The sequence below is a fragment of the Rossellomorea aquimaris genome (assembly GCF_001877785.1).
Lineage (GTDB): Bacteria > Bacillota > Bacilli > Bacillales > Bacillaceae_B > Rossellomorea > Rossellomorea aquimaris_A.
The window spans coordinates 34,609-54,840 of the sequence record NZ_MINN01000070.1 but is presented as its reverse complement, the minus strand read 5'-3'; the positions used below and the strand labels follow the sequence as shown (position 1 = coordinate 54,840).

Annotated in this window: 18 protein-coding genes; 11 read left to right on the top strand and 7 right to left on the bottom strand. The window is 49.6% G+C overall.

Annotated features, from left to right (window positions below; genetic code table 11):
- Nucleotides 1–436: 436 nt before the first annotated feature.
- The 6 genes from BHE18_RS03090 (at nt 437) to BHE18_RS03065 (ending at nt 7,875) form a co-directional block, all read left to right on the top strand.
- Complete coding sequence (locus BHE18_RS03090; protein WP_032085774.1) at nt 437–1,447, top strand: LacI family DNA-binding transcriptional regulator; 1,011 nt, start codon at nt 437–439, stop codon at nt 1,445–1,447.
- Between the two features lie 196 nt (nt 1,448–1,643).
- The gene (locus BHE18_RS03085; RefSeq protein ID WP_071617181.1) at nt 1,644–2,957 is read left to right on the top strand and encodes an ABC transporter substrate-binding protein; all 1,314 of its coding nucleotides are present in this window, start codon (nt 1,644–1,646) and stop codon (nt 2,955–2,957) included.
- A gap of 165 nt (nt 2,958–3,122) precedes the next feature.
- Complete coding sequence (locus BHE18_RS03080) at nt 3,123–4,022, top strand: carbohydrate ABC transporter permease (RefSeq protein ID WP_058298810.1); 900 nt, start codon at nt 3,123–3,125, stop codon at nt 4,020–4,022.
- Nucleotides 4,023–4,171: 149 nt separating this feature from the next.
- A complete protein-coding gene (locus BHE18_RS03075) occupies nt 4,172–4,948 on the top strand; it encodes a carbohydrate ABC transporter permease (protein WP_058299134.1) in 777 nt (258 codons plus the stop codon).
- A 222-nt stretch (nt 4,949–5,170) separates the two neighbouring features.
- Entirely contained in the window at nt 5,171–6,529 is a 1,359-nt protein-coding gene (locus BHE18_RS03070; RefSeq protein ID WP_083573589.1) for a GH1 family beta-glucosidase, read from the top strand.
- Entirely contained in the window at nt 6,526–7,875 is a 1,350-nt protein-coding gene (locus BHE18_RS03065; protein ID WP_071617179.1) for a glycoside hydrolase family 30 protein, read from the top strand. Before BHE18_RS03070 ends, BHE18_RS03065 begins: the two co-directional genes overlap by 4 nt.
- A 528-nt stretch (nt 7,876–8,403) precedes the next feature.
- Here the strand turns inward: BHE18_RS03065 and BHE18_RS03055 are convergent.
- Entirely contained in the window at nt 8,404–8,934 is a 531-nt protein-coding gene (locus BHE18_RS03055) for a GNAT family N-acetyltransferase (protein ID WP_071617177.1), read from the bottom strand.
- A gap of 234 nt (nt 8,935–9,168) precedes the next feature.
- Here BHE18_RS03055 and BHE18_RS03050 point away from each other — a divergent pair, with 234 nt between their 5' ends.
- Nucleotides 9,169–10,707: a CPBP family intramembrane glutamic endopeptidase gene (locus BHE18_RS03050; protein WP_071617176.1), complete on the top strand. Its 1,539-nt coding sequence runs from the start codon at nt 9,169–9,171 to the stop codon at nt 10,705–10,707.
- A gap of 64 nt (nt 10,708–10,771) precedes the next feature.
- Here the strand turns inward: BHE18_RS03050 and BHE18_RS03045 are convergent, their stop codons facing one another.
- Entirely contained in the window at nt 10,772–11,050 is a 279-nt protein-coding gene (locus BHE18_RS03045) for a DUF2442 domain-containing protein (protein WP_052011261.1), read from the bottom strand.
- Between the two features lie 168 nt (nt 11,051–11,218).
- Nucleotides 11,219–12,055: a LysR family transcriptional regulator gene (locus tag BHE18_RS03040; protein ID WP_071617175.1), complete on the bottom strand. Its 837-nt coding sequence runs from the start codon at nt 12,053–12,055 to the stop codon at nt 11,219–11,221.
- A 103-nt stretch (nt 12,056–12,158) separates the two neighbouring features.
- Here BHE18_RS03040 and BHE18_RS03035 point away from each other — a divergent pair, with 103 nt between their 5' ends.
- The 3 genes from BHE18_RS03035 (at nt 12,159) to BHE18_RS03025 (ending at nt 15,549) form a co-directional block, all read left to right on the top strand.
- Complete coding sequence (locus BHE18_RS03035; RefSeq protein ID WP_071617174.1) at nt 12,159–13,019, top strand: sulfite exporter TauE/SafE family protein; 861 nt, start codon at nt 12,159–12,161, stop codon at nt 13,017–13,019.
- Between the two features lie 314 nt (nt 13,020–13,333).
- On the top strand, nt 13,334–14,071 hold the full coding sequence (locus BHE18_RS03030; RefSeq protein WP_032085783.1) for an SDR family oxidoreductase: 738 nt from the start codon (nt 13,334–13,336) through the stop codon (nt 14,069–14,071).
- Between the two features lie 11 nt (nt 14,072–14,082).
- Complete coding sequence (locus BHE18_RS03025; protein ID WP_071617173.1) at nt 14,083–15,549, top strand: aldehyde dehydrogenase family protein; 1,467 nt, start codon at nt 14,083–14,085, stop codon at nt 15,547–15,549.
- A 147-nt stretch (nt 15,550–15,696) separates the two neighbouring features.
- On the opposite strand, the gene BHE18_RS03020 is transcribed toward BHE18_RS03025, so the two are convergent.
- The 4 genes from BHE18_RS03020 to BHE18_RS03005 all read right to left on the bottom strand — a co-directional run bounded on the left by BHE18_RS03020 (nt 15,697) and on the right by BHE18_RS03005 (nt 19,143).
- The gene (locus BHE18_RS03020; RefSeq protein WP_071617172.1) at nt 15,697–15,999 is read right to left on the bottom strand and encodes a hypothetical protein; all 303 of its coding nucleotides are present in this window, start codon (nt 15,997–15,999) and stop codon (nt 15,697–15,699) included.
- Nucleotides 16,000–16,137: 138 nt separating this feature from the next.
- The gene (locus tag BHE18_RS03015) at nt 16,138–17,058 is read right to left on the bottom strand and encodes a F510_1955 family glycosylhydrolase (protein ID WP_071617171.1); all 921 of its coding nucleotides are present in this window, start codon (nt 17,056–17,058) and stop codon (nt 16,138–16,140) included.
- A 25-nt stretch (nt 17,059–17,083) separates the two neighbouring features.
- A complete protein-coding gene (locus BHE18_RS03010) occupies nt 17,084–17,770 on the bottom strand; it encodes a response regulator transcription factor (protein WP_171910643.1) in 687 nt (228 codons plus the stop codon).
- A complete protein-coding gene (locus BHE18_RS03005) occupies nt 17,767–19,143 on the bottom strand; it encodes a sensor histidine kinase (protein WP_071617170.1) in 1,377 nt (458 codons plus the stop codon). The genes BHE18_RS03010 and BHE18_RS03005 overlap by 4 nt, the downstream gene beginning before the upstream one ends.
- Nucleotides 19,144–19,275: 132 nt before the next feature.
- Here BHE18_RS03005 and BHE18_RS03000 point away from each other — a divergent pair, with 132 nt between their 5' ends.
- Nucleotides 19,276–19,866, top strand: coding sequence for a YdhK family protein (locus BHE18_RS03000; protein ID WP_071617169.1), 591 nt, complete (start codon nt 19,276–19,278; stop codon nt 19,864–19,866).
- Nucleotides 19,867–20,232 lie beyond the last annotated feature (366 nt).

Here is a 20,232-nt window from a genome sequence, read left to right as displayed (position 1 = left end):
GCGGTTTAACTGACGGGATCTAAGTCCCATGGGCAGGGACGTTCTACCCTGGCTACTGTTATAATAAGACCATATAAAAAAAGGTCAACCAGAAATATCTAGAATTCTGGTCAACCTTATAATACGAACGGGCAGGATATTATCAAAAATCCAATTATATTATCAAAACCGGTTTTTAGCCGTTATGGGGGCCACCGGCAGCGAGCTGGATCGATAAAATGGTAGAAGGGGAAAGTGGGTCAAGGTACCTGTCCCCCCGACCCGCCCCCGCAACTCGGCCGCACACCCCATCCCGATCCCGCAACCCGCTGCAACAATCACGCCCCAATCCCCCAAAACAACCCAAACAAAATTTTTTGAAAATTCTATTGCGCATCGATTTTTTCTGGGCTATAATAACATCAACGAAAGCGCTTTCGATGAAGAGGGGACAACGATGGTTACGATTTATGATTTGGCGAAGAAAACTGGGGTTTCCAGTACGACGGTATCCAAGGCTCTTAATAATTACGCGGATGTGAGTCCGAAGACGAAGCAGAAGATCCTCGATGCGGCGGCGGAGATGGGTTATCTCCCGAATGCGCATGCACAGTCGCTGTCGACGAAGAAGTCGTGGACGATCGGTGTGATGTTCGCCGAGGATAATGAGGTGGGGATGAAGCATCCTTTCTTCAATGCGATCATTGAGAGTTTCCGCAAGTACGTGGAGCGTGAAGGCTATGATTTGATCTTTGCCTCACGGAATCTGCGCAAGCGGGATACGAGTTATCTGGAACACTTCTTATACCGCGCCGTTGACGGGATTGTGGTCATTTGTTCAGACCCGAACGACCCTCAGGTGCAGGAGATGATCAACAGTCATGTACCGATCGTGGTGATCGACATGACGAAGCAGAATTGCAGTGTCGTCTACTCCGATAATATCGAGGGCGGCAGGCTTGCCGTGAATTATCTTCATTCACTGGGTCATACGAAGATCGCCCATATCTCAGGGGATCCGGGCATCGATGCCGGTGCACAGCGGATCAAAGGATTCAAGAAGGGCATGAAGGAAGCGGGCCTTCCGATACGGAAGGAATTCGTGGTGAACGGAGGATTTTTCTCCATCGAGGAAGGAAAGAAAGCAATGAATACGCTACTTTCGCTCCAGGACCTGCCGACGGCTGTATTCGTATCCGGTGACCATATGGCAATCGGGGCGATGGAAGCGATCAAGGAAAAAGGTCTCAGGATTCCCGAGGACATTTCGATCATCGGCTATGATGATATTGACATGGCATCCTACGTGACACCGAAACTGACGACCGTCAGGCAGGACACCGACAAGATCGGTGAACGGGCCGGCGGAATGCTGATCAAGCAGATGGATTTGAAGAAGAAGTTGAAGACGACGGACATCATCCCGGTGGAGCTCATCATCAGGGAGTCCTGTACATCAATTAAATAGTGCCTGGACTCCAGGCACGAAAAAATTTTTTAGGTGATTTCGAAACCGGTTTCGGAAAGAGTTTCCAGCTGTTGATTTCCGTGTAAGACCTTACCGTTTTACAGGGAAATCAACAGCGGCATCCATGAATTTTTTACAGGTTTTACCGAAACCGATTTCGACCACATAGATCCATAACGGACAAAGGGGGATAAACATGAAGAAGTTTCTAGCATTATTTTTGACAGCGGTCCTGCTTGCAGGGGTGCTTGCCGGCTGTTCGGGAAGCTCGGAGTCATCAGGAGGCAAGAAAGACAAAGATGTTGATTTGAAGATCTGGTCATTCACGGATGAGTTGAAGAAGCCGATCACGAAGTTTGAAGAGAAGAATGGGGTCAAAGTGGAACTGACAATCGTTCCGATCGCGGATTATCCGACGAAATTGAAGCCAGTTCTTGAAAGCGGTGTCGGTGCTCCTGACGTGTTCACAGGGGAGATTGCATTCCTTAAACAATGGGTGGATGCAGGATACTGGGAAAACCTTTCAGAGGATCCGTACAATGTTGAAGAAATCAAGGATAAATATGTACCGTATGTATTCGATTTAGGAAAAGACAAAGATGGAAATGTAAGAGCCCTTTCTTGGCAGACAACGCCTGGCGGGATCTTCTATAGAAGAAGCATTGCAAAAGAAGTGCTTGGGACCGACGATCCGACTGAAGTCGGCAATATGATGGCTTCTATGGACGGCGTGTTCGAAGTAGCTGAAAAGATGAAGGAAAAAGGTTACAGCATGTTCCCGGATGAAGGTGCGATGCGCTGGTTCTCACAAGGCGACAATCCACAGCCGTGGGTGAACGACAAAGGCGAATTGCAGCTGACAGACCAAAAGAAAGAGTTCATGGATCATGCGAAGACCCTTCGCGAGAACAGCTATACGGCTCTTGCTGCCGAGTGGTCTCCATCATGGTTCGAAGGCATGGATAAGCCGATCAAAGTGAAGCAGGACGGAAAAGAAAAAGAAACTCAGGTATTCTCATATGTCCTTCCGACATGGGGACTTCACAGCGTATTGAAGACAAACGTGAAAGAAACGAACGGCGACTGGGCCGTGACAAGCGGACCGAGCCCGTACTTCTGGGGCGGAACGTGGTTAGGTGTTTACAACAAATCAGAGAACAAAGAACTTGCGTATGATTTTGTGAAAATGATGACACAGGACGATGAATTCCTGACAGAGTGGGCGAAGGAAACAGGAGATGTCCTTGCTTACAATCCGGTAACGAACGCAATCAAGGATGACTTCAGCAGTGAATTCCTTGGCGGACAGAACAACTACCAGTTCTTCCTGGAGCAGGCGAAAGAAATCGAGCCTGGCATCGTCACGAAATATGACCAGCAGCTTGATACGTTCTACGGAAATGCTGTTCAGCAATATGTAGACGGCAAGAAGTCCAAAGAAGATGCAATCAAAGAATTCTATCAAAAAGCACAGAACGCGTATCCTGACTTGAAGGTACCGAAGAACTAAATTTAGTAGAAAGAATGCGTCGAGGGGAAATGCTGCGGGGGCGGCCGGTGAACATTCAGCGGCCGTATCCGGCACGTCCTCATGGCGCATGACCATACAAAAAAAGGCAGGCGGCCGAAGTCTTGGCCGCCTGCAAAATCCAAGATAACGAAGGGGGCTCGGGGAATGAAAAACGTCAATAAATACGGCTATTTCTTCATTGCGCCGTTCTGGATCATCTTTTTGATCTTCAGTATTTATCCCGTGGCACTTACATTCTATTACAGCTTCACAAACTATACAGGAAGCGGCGTCGCGGAAGTCGTCGGCCTCGCCAACTATAAACGGTTATTCACGGATACTTATTTTGTGGAAGCCTTTTTTAACACATGGAAGATCTGGGGAGTCAACTTCATCCTGCAGATCGGATTGGCTCTCATCCTGGCATTGATCTTTTCTGATATGAGAATGAAGTTGAGGGGACTCGCCTTCTTCAGATCGATTTTCTATCTGCCAAATTTGATCACCATCAGCTCGGTCGCCCTGCTGTTCGGTATTTTACTAGATTGGCAGCACGGCTCATTAAATATGATACTTCTAAAAATTGGTCTTATATCAGAACCGATAAACTGGCTTAACGAGCCTGCCACCGCCCAGCTTTCCGTCTCGCTCATCCTGACATGGATGTGGTTCGGCCACTCATTCATCGTCGTGATGGCGGGGGTGTCGGGCATTTCGAAAGATTACTATGAAGCGGCATTGATCGACGGGGCCAACCGCTGGCAGACGTTCACGAAGATCACGCTTCCGCTCTTGAAGCCGATCCTTCTCTACATTATGATCACGTCGCTGATCGGGGGTCTCCAATTGTTCGACCTGCCGATGCTCCTGACCGACGGAATCGGTTCGCCGGACGGCTCGCTGAACACGATGGTGCTGTATTTATACAACCAGGCATTCAAGTATAACAATTACGGCTATGCTTCTGCAGTCGCGTACGGATTGTTCGTCATCACCCTGATCTTCTCGGCGATGGTGTTCAAAGGGATGTACCGAAATGAACGCAAGCAGACAAGGCAGGTGTAGGAAAGATGTTAGGAAAAACAGCAGTCGAAAACGAAGTGCAGTTCGAAGAAGAGGTGAAGGACCCGAACCCGGGGACCCTCCCTCAGGAAACAAAGGAAAAAAAGAAGGGCCGCACCGTCAAAAGCATCATCTACATCGTGCTGTCCGTGATGGCGGTCGTCTGTTTCATCCCGTTCCTGATGATGCTCGTCAACGCGACGAGATCGAATGAGGCGATCCTGTCGGGATTCACGCTGATCCCGGGCACCGCCCTCATGGAAAACTACCGGACGATGATGGAATACGTCAACATCTGGGCCGGTTTCAAGAACAGCCTGATCATCTCCGTGCTCGTGACGGTCCTGTCGGGATACTTCTCGGCGCTGACCGCGTACGGATTCGCCTTTTACACATTCAAGGGGAAGAACTTCCTGTTCGTCTTCATGCTCGTCATGATGATGGTGCCAGGACAGCTCGGACTCATCGGATTCTACGAACTGAGTAAAAACCTGGGTATCCTGGATACTTACATCCCATTGATCGTGCCGACGATCGCCAGTCCGTTCGTCGTGTTCTTCCTGCGACAGTATATCCAGACGACGCTGCATCCCAGCCTGATCGAAGCGGCAAGGATCGACGGCGCAAGCGAGTTCAAGATTTTCCACACAGTGGCGATTCCGATCATGATGCCGGCGATTGCGACGATGTCGATCTTCACCTTCATCGGTTCATGGAACAACTACATCATGCCGCTCGTCATCCTGTTCTCGCCTGAGAAATACACACTGCCTGTATTGATGGGTTTCCTAAAAGGATCACAGGTGGCACAGAATCTCGGAAGCATGTACCTGGGAATCGCGATTTCAGTCGTACCAATCATGATCGCATTCCTGTTCCTATCAAAATATATCGTCAACAGCATCTCTGCTGGATCAGTCAAAGAATAAAGGGGACGGTTGCGGCCGGTCAAATATCCGATTCTTTTGGAAGCGTCCGGCCGGGCTCACTCGCTTCAATCTGGAAAAATGGGGACGGTGCATGTGTATTAGGCACCGCCCCTGTTTTTCCCTGCATACACAAACAGGAAGTGCGGAGACGGTTCTCATGCTTCGGAAGCAGCAGAACCGTCCCCTTGCTTCCATACACAAACATAAAGGGGAGAAGACATAATGAAATTCGATAAACAGTTTACGTTCGGAACGGCAACATCCTCCTATCAAATCGAAGGGGCGGCAGCGGAAGGCGGCAGGACACCGTCCATCTGGGATATGTTCTGCGACATCCCGGGCAGGGTCCACAAGCAGCATAACGGCGACGTTGCCTGCGACCATTATCACCGGTTCGAGGAAGACATCCAGCACATCAAGAGACTCGGTGTCGATACATACCGATTCTCAATTGCATGGCCGCGGATTTTTCCTGAGAAAGGCAAGTTTAATAGAGAAGGCATGGATTTTTATAAAAAATTGGCCTCGCGCCTCACGGAAGAAGGCATCAAGCCTGCAGTCACGCTTTATCACTGGGATCTGCCAATGTGGGCCCATGAAGAAGGCGGCTGGGTGAACCGCGAGTCTGTGGACTGGTTCCTTGAATATGCGCGCGCCTGCTTCACGGAGCTTGACGGTATCGTCGATTCCTGGATCACGCATAATGAACCGTGGTGTGCCGGGTTCCTCGGCTACCATCAGGGTGTGCACGCACCGGGGCACACAAATATGGACGAAGCGGTGAAAGCCGTCCACCATATGCTCGTGTCCCACGGGAAAGCCGTCGAAATGTTGAAAAAAGAATTTGCATCCGAGACGGAAATCGGTATCACGCTGAATCTGTCACCGGTTTATCCAAAGACGGATTCCGTCAACGATGCGCTGGCTGCCAATAATGCGGACGGCTACTCCAACCGCTGGTTCCTTGATCCTGTATTTAAAGGCGAGTATCCGAAGGACATGATGAATCTATTTTCAAAATACGTGCACTCCTATGATTTCATCAACGAAGGCGACATGGAGGCCATTTCGGTCGAGTGCGACTTCTTCGGCATCAACTACTACAGCCGCGGAATCGTCGAGTTCAGTGCAGCGACTGACTTTTTACACAGAGGAGCTTATTCCGATTATGAAAAAACCGGCATGGGCTGGGATATCGCGCCGAATGAATTCAAGGACCTCATCCGCCGCCTGAGAGCGGAATACACGCAGCTTCCGATCATCATCACGGAAAACGGCGCGGCATACGATGATGTTGTTGAAAACGGACGCGTCCATGATAAAGAGCGCACCGACTATGTCGAGAAGCATCTTCAAGCGGTTTCCGACCTGAACGGAGAAGGCATGAACATCTCAGGCTACTATCTGTGGTCATTGATGGATAACTTCGAATGGAGCTTTGGCTACGACAAGCGCTTCGGTATCCTTTACGTTGATTTCGACACGCAGGAGCGGATCTGGAAAGACAGCGCCTACCGCTACGCGGAAATCATCCGTGATCATAAGAAGAGCCATAATCTTCAAGCGGAGGTCGCGCAATGAGATTCAAGAGTGCAGAAGTGATCCTTACTGCCAAAGAAACAGGGGACCGGCTTTCTAAAAAGGAGCCGGTTTCCTTTTCGACTGGCCTGGATGCGGCAGGTACCCATATCGAACTTGATCCGGGGCTGAAATTTCAGGAGATGATCGGGTTCGGCGGAGCGTTCACGGAAGCGGCTGCGTACAGTTTGTCACTGGTGAGTCCTGAGAAAAGGGCCGAAGTGATCAAGCGTTACTTCGATCCGGTTGAGGGGCTTGGCTACCGTCTCGGACGCACCCATATCAACAGCTGTGACTTTTCGCTGGGGAATTATTCGTATGTGGAAGAAGGGGACGCGTCGCTCGAGTGCTTTACGATCGAACGTGAACGCAAGCTTGTCCTTCCTTTGATTCATGATGCGGTGAAGGCTGCGGGCAGGGAGCTGTCGATCGTGGCGTCCCCCTGGAGCCCTCCGCCGTGGATGAAATCTAACGGTGAAATGAACAACGGCGGCAAGTTGCTGCCGGAGTTTGAAGGAGTTTGGGCAGAGTACTATTCGAAGTATATCGATGCCATGGAAAAAGAAGGCGTCGCAATCTGGGGCATCACGATCCAGAATGAACCCGAAGCGAAGCAGGTCTGGGATTCATGCCTGTACACCGGGGAAGAAGAACGCGATTTTATCAAGAACCATCTCGGGCCGTCGTTGGAGCGGAACGGGCACGGCGATGTAAAGGTGATCATCTGGGATCACAACCGTGACATCATTTTTGAACGTGCAAGTGCGGTGCTGTCGGATCCGGAAGCAGCGAAGTATGTGTGGGGGACCGGCAACCACTGGTATGTGTCGGAGGAATTCGAGAATCTTTCGAAGGTTCACGATGCGTTCCCCGATAAGCATCTGATTTTCACAGAAGGATGCATTGAAGGCGGCGTCCAGGTCGGTGCCTGGCACACCGGCGAGCGGTATGCGAGGAATATCATTGGCGATCTGAACAACCATCTCGAAGCGTGGATCGACTGGAATCTCGTCCTGAACGAAGAAGGCGGACCGAACCACGTCGGCAACTACTGCGACGCGCCGGTCATCGTGGACACTGTGAAGGATGAGGTGCATTATAACAGTTCGTTCTATTATATTGGGCATTTCAGTAAGTTCATTGAGCCTGGTGCCCGCCGGATCTGGAGCGGAGTATCTTCCGACCGGGTTTCAGCCACGGCGTTTGAAAATCCGGACGGCCGGGTTGCAGTCATTGTGATGAATGCCGGTGATGATAAGGAAGACGTTTCGATGGCGGTCAGCGGCTCGGATGAAGCGGTTAGGTTGGAACTTCCGGGTCATTCGATCGGGACGTTTGTGTTGAGTTGATTTTTTGGTTTGGGTTGGGGCAGTCCTTTTTGCGGGGGCTGCTTTTTTTGTGTGGCGGGCAGGTGAACCGGGGCCGGGATGCCGGATGTGGCTGGGTCGCGGGGACAGGTACAGTGGCTCATTTTTGGGAGGGACAGGACCTCGAGCCATGGGACAGGTACCGCGGCTCTTTTTTAAAAGGAGAATGGGGGCGAAAGGGTGGCGCCAGTTTAGAATGATTATCATGAGATCATATATTTCGAATTAGGATCATAAATCCTGAAAACGGCGCGTATTTTTTGTCGAATGGATCATAAATTCCAGAAATGGATCGTATTCCGCTTCCGGCTCACGTTCAACTGAATTTGAGCCTGGAAAATGAACCTATTCTTGTCCTTTTCACTGTTTTTAGCTGGAAAACTCAGTCTAACTGAAGTGTTTTAGCTTAAAAAGAGCAAATTTATCTCTTATAGACTGAGTAAAAGGCTTATTCCCAGTTAACCAGGAACAAGCTGCCGGTGAATGACAGCCTAATCTTTTTTATAAGGGTTAACTTTCATTCAAATCAGACAGCAGCATTCCGTAAATAATGCTGTCTGTCCATTCTTCTTTGTTCCAATAATTCTTGATGAAATGAGCTTCTTTCCTCATCCCTATACGTTCACACAACTTTTGGGAGGATGTGTTTCTGGCATCAAGCTGGGCCTGGATCCGATGCACATGAAATTCGTCAAATAACTTCTTAACTAAATTACCCACCGCTTCTGATGCGTAGCCTCTTCCCGAGATTTCACTTGAAAAGCTGTAACCGACCTCCACCGTATCTTTCATATCTGTATACCAAACTGATAAATCGCCAATGACTTTGGTCTCGTGGACCACGGCCAAACTTAGCATCGTCTCTTTTGAGAGTGAACTATTTTTCACCTTTTTGTTGAATTTCTCCTGCCTATCTTCAGAAGTCCACCGATCATGCAGGAGATATCTGCACGTATCGTCATCCTTATAAATATCAAATACATCTTGTAAGTCCGTGCTCCTAAACGGCCGGATGAAGAGTCTATCGGTTCTGAATTCCATGAAACATCCCCCTTAATAGATTACGTTCATCAGTATATACGGTTTTTACGATGAAATTGTTTCAAAGTAAACGTTCCGGCTGTCAACGTAAATTACATATTTTAACAATACTGACACAATCTTATGTCTGTATTTCTAAAAAAAGTAAATCTTCCTATACTTTTAATTCCTAAAAACGTACATTTAAAATAGGTAAAAAGATACACGGAACCTACATATCAAAGGGGGAATCACATGGATACCCAAATGATCATATCCATCATCATTCTCATCACATTGGCGGAAGCCGGGGCCGTCATCCTGTTTGTAAAATACAGGAGAGGGGACATGGAAACGAATCCGTTCGTGACGATTTTGAAGAAAGAGTGGGTGGTTTTCTATCATGCTTTGTTCAAGTGGAAGATAAGGGATAGCAAAGAGGACCGGACTTACGCATATCATAAAGGCTCAAACTATTTCTGGCTGTTCATCGCCCTCATTCATGAACAGGTAATCGAAGCCTTCGCTTTTCATTACTACCTGAAAGAAGTGGACCCCCTCCGCGCAAACATCCTCGTTGTTCTCCACATTTACACGATTCTCTACATGCTGGGAGATTATAATCTTGTCCGCAACTCTCCCATCCGGATAAAAGGAAACCATATTTTGATGAAAATCGGGGAGAGAAGGTCGCTTCGCTTTCACATCGGGGACGTCGCTGCCATCCAGCCTGCCCGGACCCAGTACCGGAATAACGGAGGCATCATCCATGAAAAGAATGTCTTTCACGTCACGGCGCTGCCGAGGGTGCTGACCCGGATTTTCGGGATGATTGATGAATTGAGGTACGAAGTAATTTTTAAAGAACCAATATATGCCCGGGGCTATTTCGGGCAGAAGCAAGAAGTACATAAAGCCTTAATTTATATGGAACAACCTGAGACGCTCATAAAGGATTTACAAGAAAAAGCCGCGGGTTATGATGAAAATGAAGAAGCTGAAGAAGAGAGGCTGACAGCTGCGGCTACAGAAGGGAAAAGACCGGCGCTGATTAACTGGAAGGTGTATTTCACACTTCTTTTCCTTAATTTGTTGGGCGCGCTGGCCATCGCACCTTACGCGATGGCCCGGGAAAATCTCCATGAAGTCATGGGGCTGGGCAAGCTGTCCTTCACCCTGTTCTATGTGGTCCAGGTTCTTCTGGAAGCGGGCCTCCTTTTATTCATTGCCCTGTGGCTTGCTAAAAAAGTAAAGCTGGGAGCTCCTGTCATTGATGCAATTTTCAATAGAAGCAAGCCGCTTCATTCTTTTAAAAAGAAGGGGATTCAATCTGCAGTGTTTGGCGTCCTGGCGGGTGTGTCCATCAGCGTTTTCAGCCTCATTGTTTCAAAACCGCTCGGCGTGGACAATTCCTCTTTGAATGAGCCGTCCTGGTGGCTGGGCATGCTTGGTTCATTCGGAGCGGCAGTGAATGAAGAGTCGATATTCAGGTTGTTTCTCATCACGTTGATTCTTTGGCTGTTCCTGAAATTCACGAAAGGGACTGTCACGAAACCGAAGATATGGACAGCAATTGTCCTTTCATCCCTGGTCTTCGGGATAATGCATTTCAGCGTGGCGGCATCCAGCCTTGATATGACGTTGGGAGTTGTACTCAGCATGCTTGTCATAAACGGGATCGGCGGGCTGGTGTTTGGAGCGCTGTTTGTGTTTATGGGGATCGAGTTTGCGATGATTGCTCATTTTACGGCAGATCTTGTGATTCATGTGGCGGGGCCGCGGGTGGTGGAGTGAAGCTGAACAATGGCTGGGGTTATTTTATAAAAAAAGTCAGGGAATGATTTCCCTGACGCACCGTTTACCCTTTATTCGATTCAATCCATTTCTTAATATCTTTTAATTCAATTCCTTCTTTATATAGCTGATCCGGGTCTAAACCCAGCTCTCCCGGCCATGTGACGGTTTTCACTTTCTCATCGACAGATACTTGTTTGAAGAATGCAGGATCTCTGAGCTGTTCAAGAACTCCATCCATATGCGGCTTAATATCAACGAATTTTTTTGATCCGTTTGAAAAATCTACAAGCAGCCATCCGTCCATCTCTGGAATGACGGTGGCTTTTTTTATTTGAATCATGGAAACGCCTCCTATTATATCGATAAATTTCAAACACAGTCTGTATCATTATACGCGGATTGAGCGTCGGGTCAAGGAACCTGTCCCCCCGACCCGCCCCGCGCCGGAGATCCGCCGGAAAGAGGGTGCAACCGTGGAGCCGTTCACCCCGCCTTACCAAAGATGAAGTCAATCCTCCTTCAACACCCCGATCAGTTCCCGGATGACGCTGCCGGCCGGGGAGTCTGCCGGGCAGACGGCGAAGAATGGCCGGTGGATGACATATGGGTCGAGGGGGAGGAGCTTTCCGGCTGCTACTTCGTCTTTGACCATGGAGCTTGAAAGGAAGGCGATGCCGAGACCCCTCAGTGCAAGCTGTTTGATGAGGTGGTGGCTGCCGGCTTCGATGATTTCGGCCGGTGTGATTTGTTCGGATTTGATGAACTGGTCGGCGTAGTCGCGAGTCCCCGATCCTTTTTCCCGGAGGATGAGGGGGGAGGTGTGCAGGTTCATGCCCCTGTTCGCGAAGAAACGCAGTTCGTCGCGGCTGATGACTTCGGTCTGGAACGGCTCGATCCCTTTTGTTCCTTCCACGATAGCAAGGTCGAGTTCCTGATTTTCAAGGAGTTCGACGATGCGGTCATGGTTGTGGATCTCTATTTTCAGCCGGACATGCGGATGGAGCATTTTGATCTTTTTTATAAAATCAGGGAGCAGGGCCGCGCTCACGGTGTGGGTCGATCCGATCTTCAGCATCACCTCTTCGCGTTCTTCGCCTGCATGCTCCATCGATTTCCAGAGCTCGATCATCTTCTGGCCGTCGGCGAATACCTTCTCCCCGGCAGGTGTCAGGGTGAAGGGTACGCGGGTGGAGCTTCTGTCGATGAGTTTCACACCGAGTGACTCTTCCAGCTTCTTCACGTGAATGCTGACGGTCGGCTGCGACATATTCAGGAACTCGCTCGTTTTCGTGAAATGCTGAAAATGGGCAAGCGTGACAAACGTGCGGATCCAGGTCAGTTCCATAAAAAACACCTCCATTACAAAACGTAATCATACCTATTGTTATTATTTATTATTATTATAGCCAATCCCGCGATATAATAATAGTGAAGGAGTGACGAACGTTATGGAATGGATATTATTTATACTCGGGGGCGCGTCGATCGGGGTGATTTCCGGTTTCTTCGGGATCGGGGGAGGCATTGTGCTGACTCCGGCATTATTGATTCTCGGCTATGAACCGAGCCAGGCGATCATGCTGTCGCTGATGCTGACACTAGGTTCGACGATCACGGGAAGTTTGTCTCATTTCAGGCTGAACAATGTGAATGTAAAACTGGCCATGATTCTCGGCGGATTCGGTGTAATCGGTTCGGTGGTGACCGCGCCGTTTGTAAAATGGCTGGATTCCCTCAACGGGGCCGCGACCGTCATTTCGGTTGCCTATATCGCCATTTTAAGCTGGTTTTCGTACCAGTTTTTCAGTAAGCGGGATAACGACTCGAAAGCTAAGGGGAAAGGCGCAGTACCTGTGATCGGATTTTTTACAGGCGTGATTTCTTCCTTGATGGGGGTCAGCGGCGGTTTCGTCATGACACCTTTACTGACGAAATGGATCAAGCTCGATCTGAACAAGGCGATCGGAACGAGCATCTCGGCCGCGTCGATCATCGTGATATCAGGCATCGGATCGTATATGTTCACAGGCGAGACGCTGGATTTCAGGCACGGCATCGTCCTGATCATCGGGGCACTGCTCGGGACACCGCTCGGATCCGTGCAATTGGAGCGGTTCAAGGTGGCCAAAGTCAAGCAAATGCTGTCGTATATGTACATGATTGTCGCGGTGAGCGTACTCTTCAAAATGCTCTCGCTTTCAGCCGTATCATTCGGCCTCATCCTCCTGTCCGTGATTGTCTTCTTCGGAATCCTCATTCATTCCGTGCAGCAGGCCAAGCGTGAGGAGAAGATGGAGCAGATGATGTAGCTGGCCGGGGTGCCGGTTCCCGGCCCGTTTTCGGTTGAGACTCCGTCGCACCGTTCCAGATGAATAAACAATAAAAGAGGCAGGATCCGGCACACCGGAGACTGCCTCTTTTATTATTCCCCTAAAATGAGTCACCGTACCTGTCCCTCCGGCTCTCCCCGCCCTTTCAAAATGGGCCGCCGTACCTGTCCCCCCGGCTCACTCCAGATCCAAACTCTCTGACTTTTGTTTAACTCCTCCTTTTTGCGTGAAAACAAGAGGTGTGGATAAAACTATATCAGTAAAAAATTTTACTTAAACGGGAGGAATCATTAATGAGTTCAAATAAAACAGCAATTATTACAGGAGCGAGCAGCGGGATCGGACAGGCGACGGCGAAGGAGCTGGCTTCGAAGGGAATTACCGTAATGCTTGCGGCTAGACGCGAAGAGCGCCTGAAGGAACTGCAGCAGGAAATCCAAGACAGCGGGGGCAAGGCTTTTTATCAGGTGACGGATGTAACGAACGTCGAAGAGATGGAGCAGCTTGCGAAGAAGACGAAGGAGGAGTGCGGAAGCATCGATATCCTCGTCAATAACGCGGGTCTCATGCCGCTTTCGTATATGAATAAGCTGAAGATCAAGGAATGGGATCAGATGGTGGACGTAAACATCAAGGGCGTCCTTTACGGGATCGCGGCCGTGCTTCCGTATATGGAAGAACAGAAATCAGGGCACATCATCAATATTTCTTCCGTCGCTGGCCACAAGGTCATGCCGGGCAGCTCAGTATACAGCGGGACAAAATATGCAGTCCGTGCAATCACCGAGGGACTGCGTCAGGAAATGAACACATCCCATAACATCCGCACGACGATTATCTGTCCTGGTGCGGTGGCGACGGAACTGACGGAAACAATCACGGACGAAGATGTCATCGAAGGGTTCAAACAGCAGGAAATGAAGCCGCTCGACAGTGAAAACATCGCGAAATCCATCTCATATGCAGTCGAACAGCCTGAACATGTCGACGTGAACGAAATCATCGTGCGTCCGACACAGCAGGGAATGTAGGAGGGATCATCATGAAGACCGATTTTACAAAACTATTCATCAATGGTGAATGGACAGACGGAAACAGCGACAGTACCATCAACAACCGAAACCCATACGACGGGTCAGATTTAGGAACGATCAAGGCCGCCAGCAAGGAGGATCTGGACCACGCCTACCAATCTGCCCAGAAGGCACAGCAGGAATGGGCGAAGGAGCTTCCTCAGGTAAAGCGGGACGTAATGGAAAAAGCGGTCCGCATTGTGGAGGAAAATCAGGAGACGATCATCGACTGGCTCATCAAGGAATCCGGCAGCACCTACATGAAAGCGGCCGGCGAGGTGAAGGTGTCGATCCTCAGCATGAAGGAAGCGGCCACCTATCCATATCGTATGGAAGGAAAGATCCTGCCGTCGCAGGTCCCAGGAAAAGAAAACCGGGTCTACCGCGAGCCGCTCGGTGTCGTCGGCATCATCAGCCCTTGGAATTTCCCGTTACATCTTGCGGTGCGATCGATCGCGACGGCACTCGCGACCGGAAACGGCGTCGTGGTCAAGCCGGCCACTCATACACCGGTGACGGGCGGACTGTTGTTCGCGAGCATTTTTGAAGAAGCGGGTCTGCCGAAAGGGTTATTGAACGTCGTCGTCGGACGCGGTTCCGAAATCGGGGACGATATCGTCACCCACCCAATCCCGCGCCTGATTTCGTTCACCGGATCCACCGAGGTCGGCCGCAGGATCGGCGAACTGGCTGGTAAGAATCTAAAGAAAACAGCCCTCGAACTCGGCGGCAACAACGTTTTCATCGTACTTGACGATGCCGATATCGACCAGGCCGTGGAATCGGCCCTGTTCGGCAAATTCTATCATCAGGGTCAGATCTGCATGTCGATCAACCGCATCATGGTCCATAAGGATATCCACGACAAATTCGTCGATGCGTTCGTATCGCGGGTGAAGGAACTCAAAACCGGCAACCCGGCTGAAAAAGCAACCCACATCGGGCCGCTGATCGATGAAGATCAGGCCGAACGCATCCTGAAGGACATCGATGCCAGTAAGGAACAGGGTGCAGAAGTTATCCTCGGCGGAGACGCTAAAGACAATCTGCTGTCCCCGACCGTGATGACGGGCGTGACCAACAACATGCCGATTGCGAAAAATGAAATCTTCGGTCCGGTCGCAGCCATCATTGCCTTCGACGATGATGAAGAAGCGGTCCGCCTTGCCAATGAACACCCATACGGCCTAAGCGGAGCGGTTCATTCCTCATCGATTGAAAGAGGAACGAACATCGCCCACCGCATTCAGACCGGCATGATCCACGTCAACGACGAATCCGTCAATGACGAGCCGCATATGCCGTTCGGCGGGGAAAAAGACTCAGGACTCGGCCGCTTCAACGGCGAATGGGCACTTGAAGAATTCACAACCGTCAAATGGATCGGCGTACAGCACAAGCGCAGGGACTATGGTCCATTCATAGAGAAGAGATAAATAGAAGAGGGCTGATCCCGCGGCAATGGTTTTGCCGGGGATCAGCCCTTTTTATGTTTGATTTAATTATAATAGACAAATTGATCTTTTACAGGTGAAGGTTGGGTGGATACCGGCTGAATCGCAGCCGGGACCCGGTTTTAACCGTCATTCACTCTTTTTTGTCAAATAAATATGCAGGGAAGAGAGCAAAATGATGATTCCGTTCAAGATATAGAGGGCTGTGAAAAATACAGCCAATATACCGGCCCCCCAGCCGCCTTCGTCAAATATAAGGACGAAAAACAAGGTTCCAAAAAAGATGAGCGGGGTCAGCACCAGAAAGATGACACCTGCCGACAATCTTCTTTTAATACTGCCTGCCGATTTCTTGAATGCGTAGTAGTTAAACAGTACGAACACGAAAATCTCCAGTACAATGGTTAAAAACAAACCAAGGCCATCCGACATTCACGTTTCTCCTTTGTATGGAAATGAATTACAATTTCATTCTATCATATAAAAGAGTATGTGAATGGATCGTGATGTTGATAACCATTTTTCCATAGTGAATGACGCCATACCCCGCACAAAAGGAAATCTTGCGCTTTATCGCGGGTCCCCCGCATCCATAATTTCTTTCCACTCACTGCCGCCGTCCTTGGACTGATAAATGTCATTTTTATAGGTCACAAACGTCAACTCGGCTGAGTCATCAGGATTGACGGCGATATACATGATCGGGTTGTCTGTTTTCAAAGAAGGCAGCCGATACTCGGTTTCTTCCAATGTGTCCAGGTCGAATTCCACAAGCTTGATGCTTTCGCCGTCGATGACGGAATAGATACCCTTTTGTTCAGTAAAGGCGATACTGGTGGAGGGTTTTCCCTCGGTGACGGGAGTGAAGGTGTCTCCTCCGTCTTTAGAAAGGTAGACGCCTGCCTGGCTGCTGACGCCGACAAGGTTCTGATCGGTCGGGTGGGCGGCCATGCTGACAAGGATGTCTGGTTCAACGCCTTTCATGTCCAGCTTGTCCCAGGTTTCGCCTTCGTCACTTGACGAGTAGAAGCCGGCTTCAAGTTCTGAGTTCGGCGCTTCATTCAGGACGTAAAGCTTGCCGGATTCATAGCCTGCAGTGAGGTAGTGAAAGTCCGTTTCGCCGTAGAAAGCGAGCTTTTCCAGGGTTTTACCGAGATCTTTGCTCTTCACCAGTCCAAGCGGGTTCTTAAGGTCGGATCCGGGTTCGGGATGACCGCTTGAGTAGAAGCCGTTTTTGTATGGTGCAAAACCCATGTAATCGTGTTTATTGCTGTTCGATTCTGTCCATTCATTGTCTTCGTATTTAAAAAGGCCATTGTGTGTGGCGATGAAGAAGGACTCGCCGCTGCCGGGATATCCGGATCCATGCAAGTGTTCGACGTTTTCAGCTTCCGGACTGACAAACTTGTATTCATCTTCCCCGGAAGACGAACAGCCTGTCAAGAATAACCCTGCTGCGAGTATGATGCCTGCTGGTTTTTTGAAAATCATATGGTTTCTCCTTTACATTCGTTTATTACACCTTCCACTGATACCCGATCCCCCAGACAGTCGCCAGATGATCGTCGATAGGGAATGCAGCAGACCGCAGTTTATCCCGCAGGTTGCGGATGTGCGAATCGACGGTGCGGATTTCGGTTTCGAAACTGCTGTCCCAGACCATCACGAGGAGCTGCTGGCGTGTGAAGACCCGTTCCGGTCTTTTCATAAGGGCTTCGAGCAGTTTGAATTCCTTCATGGTCAGGGTGATCTGTTTTTCCCCGTGCTTCAGGGTATAGGACTGATAGTCCAGCGAAAATCCGCCTCTGGTGAGGAGGTGGGAATCAGCCGTTTGGAATTCATTCCTGTGCCTTCTCAGGACGGCTTTGATCTTGGCCAGCAGCACGTCTTCGTCGAAGGGTTTGGTGAGATAGTCATCGGCGCCGAGTTCGAGTCCTTTGATGAGGTCGGCTTTCGTGTCCCTGGCGGTGAGCATGATGATCGGGAGTGTCTGGAAACTCCTGATTTTTTCGCAGGTTTCCCAACCGGACATCTCCGGCATCATGATGTCGAGGAGCACGAGGTCGAATTCCTGCTTCTTAATGCGCTGGATCGCTTCGTGGCCGTTGTTCACCTTGACGCAGGAGTATCCGTGCGGTTTCAGAAAAAGTTCGATCAGGTTCAGCATCCTCGCTTCGTCGTCTACGATCAGTATGTTGGTCATGGGGTGTCCTCCTTCATCGGCATGGTAATGTGTACGGTAGTTCCTTTTCCTGGTGTGCTCTCGACAGAGATGTCCCCCTTGTGAGCTTCCACCAATTCTTTGACGATGGATAATCCGAGGCCCGATCCCCCGAGCTCCCTGGACCGTGATTTTTCCACCCGGTACAACCTTTTGAAGATGTTCGGGATCTCGGCCTGGTCGATGCCGATGCCTTCATCTTTCAGGGTGAAGATGACGCGGTCGCCATTGCGGGTGACGGTTAATGTAACGGTTGTATCCTCTTCAGAATATTTCCTTGCATTATCCAGGAGGTTCAGGAAAATCTGCTCAAGGCGGATCGGGTCGGCCGTGATGGTCAGGTTTGCTCTGCATTCAAATTCCAGCCGCATGTTTTTGGCCAGGAATGCGGGGTCCACTTTCGAATGGAGCCCCTTCAGGAAAGGGCACAGCTCAACTTCTTCTTTTAAAATAGTAAAAGCATTCTCATCGAGTTTTGCCAGCTCAAACAGATTCTCGACAAGCTTGACGATGGTTCCGGTTTCCTCGCCGATGATCTTCAGATATTCTCCTCTTTCCCGGTCACTGATTCCTTCCCTCAGGGCGACAGTTGTATAGCCCTGAACATACGTGAGCGGCGTCCTCAGTTCATGGGAACTGCTCGCTAAAAATTCGGCCCGTTCCGATTTCAATGTCTGCAGGTCCTGTGACAGCTTCCCGATGGCATTCGATAGCTGCCCAAGTTCGTCATTGCCTGCAGGCGGGAGACCGACATTGTAATTTCCCCTGCTGATCGTTTCGGTGGCGGTCTTCATTTTGACAAGCGGCCGGGTCAGTATTTTAGAAAGGATAAAGTGGAGGACGAGCATCAGGATGAGACTGAGGCCGCCCGCAATCAGAAAGTGGGAATTCAGCTTCTTGACCAGTGCCCTTAAAGGGCCGGTTTCTTTGAACATAAAGATGTACCCTGTCTGGCTGTCCGTATCGAAGGATGAGACAGAGGCGATATAATCGCTGTTCCGGTAATCGTCCTCGAGCAGCCTGCTGCCCGGGTAAGAAGCTCCCGCAGCTCTTTCTTTAATCCTTTGCATCTGAGGGGTGACCCTGTCCGATGCAATGATTGGATTCATCTCTTGATCCGTGACCACCACAACCGTATCCGTCTTCGATTCCATGAGCGCGATATGCTGCAGCGTTTGCGGGGAGTAGTTGTCCTGCAGCACATCGCGGTGGCTTTCGCCTCTGGACTGAATAGCCGCCATCTCTTCCTCGATCCGGCTGTTCACGATATTTTCATGAAGGAAAAATAAAATAAAGACGACAAGTGCAAACACGGCAGCCGTGAAATATAATGTCAGTTTCGTAGAAATTTTCATCTTCAACCCTCGATTCTGTCCTATCTTTTATCATAAACAACCTTTTTGAAAAAAGTTTGCAGACCCGCCTACATATATTTTGCAAAATTACGGGGTAGAATCTTTAGTGATACCACTAAAGGAGGAAACATCATGATAAAGAAACTTCTATTCGCCGCTATGATCATTCTCGTTTTGGGTGCTTGTTCTAATAATAACGAAGATGATATGGGAAACAAAGAATCAGGCAATGACGAGATGAAGATGGAAGAGAATGAAAAAATGGACGAGATGGACCACGGGGAGATGAATCACTCCGGTTCGGGTGAAGTGCCGGAAGGTCTTGAAACGGCAGCGGATCCAGTGCATCCGGTGGGAAGCAAAGCGATGATAAATGCGGATCATATGCCTGGGATGAAGGGTGCCGAGGCAACGATTTCAGGAGCATTTGACACCGTGGTATACACCGTTACATATACCCCGACAACGGGTGGAAAGGAAGTCAAAAATCATAAGTGGGTCATTCACGAAGAACTGAAGGATGCAGGTGAAGAGCCTTATAAAAAGGGCGATAAAGTCATACTGGAAGCCGATCATATGAAAGGCATGAAGGGTGCGGAAGCGGTGATCGAGTCTGCTCGGGAAACGACCGTCTATATGGTGGATTACATGCCGAAAGACGGCGGGGAAGAAGTGAAGAATCATAAATGGGTGACGGAGAGCGAATTGTCGACGGTGGAATAAAATTTTGGTGATGGGGGGCCGTTCCGGTTTTGTAGTGCCGGGGCGGCTTTTTGTTTGTTTGGGAAGGGTATGGCTTGGTTGGCGGATGAGGTCTGTCCCAGGTATGAGAGTGGAGTCCGCTCCTCGATACGTTAAAGCACTAACGCAATGAGGGACGGGCCTTGATCTGGGGCGGCATCTTGGCTGGTGGAAGGGCTGGGAATGTGGTTTTGATAATATATTTCTGTTTTTGATAATAAAAGGGCCGTTTTTGATAATATATTTGGATTTTTGATAATAAAGTAGTCGGTTTCGGTTTTGATAATATGTGTGTTGCTGCCTGTTAAAAAGTGACAACTAAAGCGGCATTATAAGGTCAAGTTACAC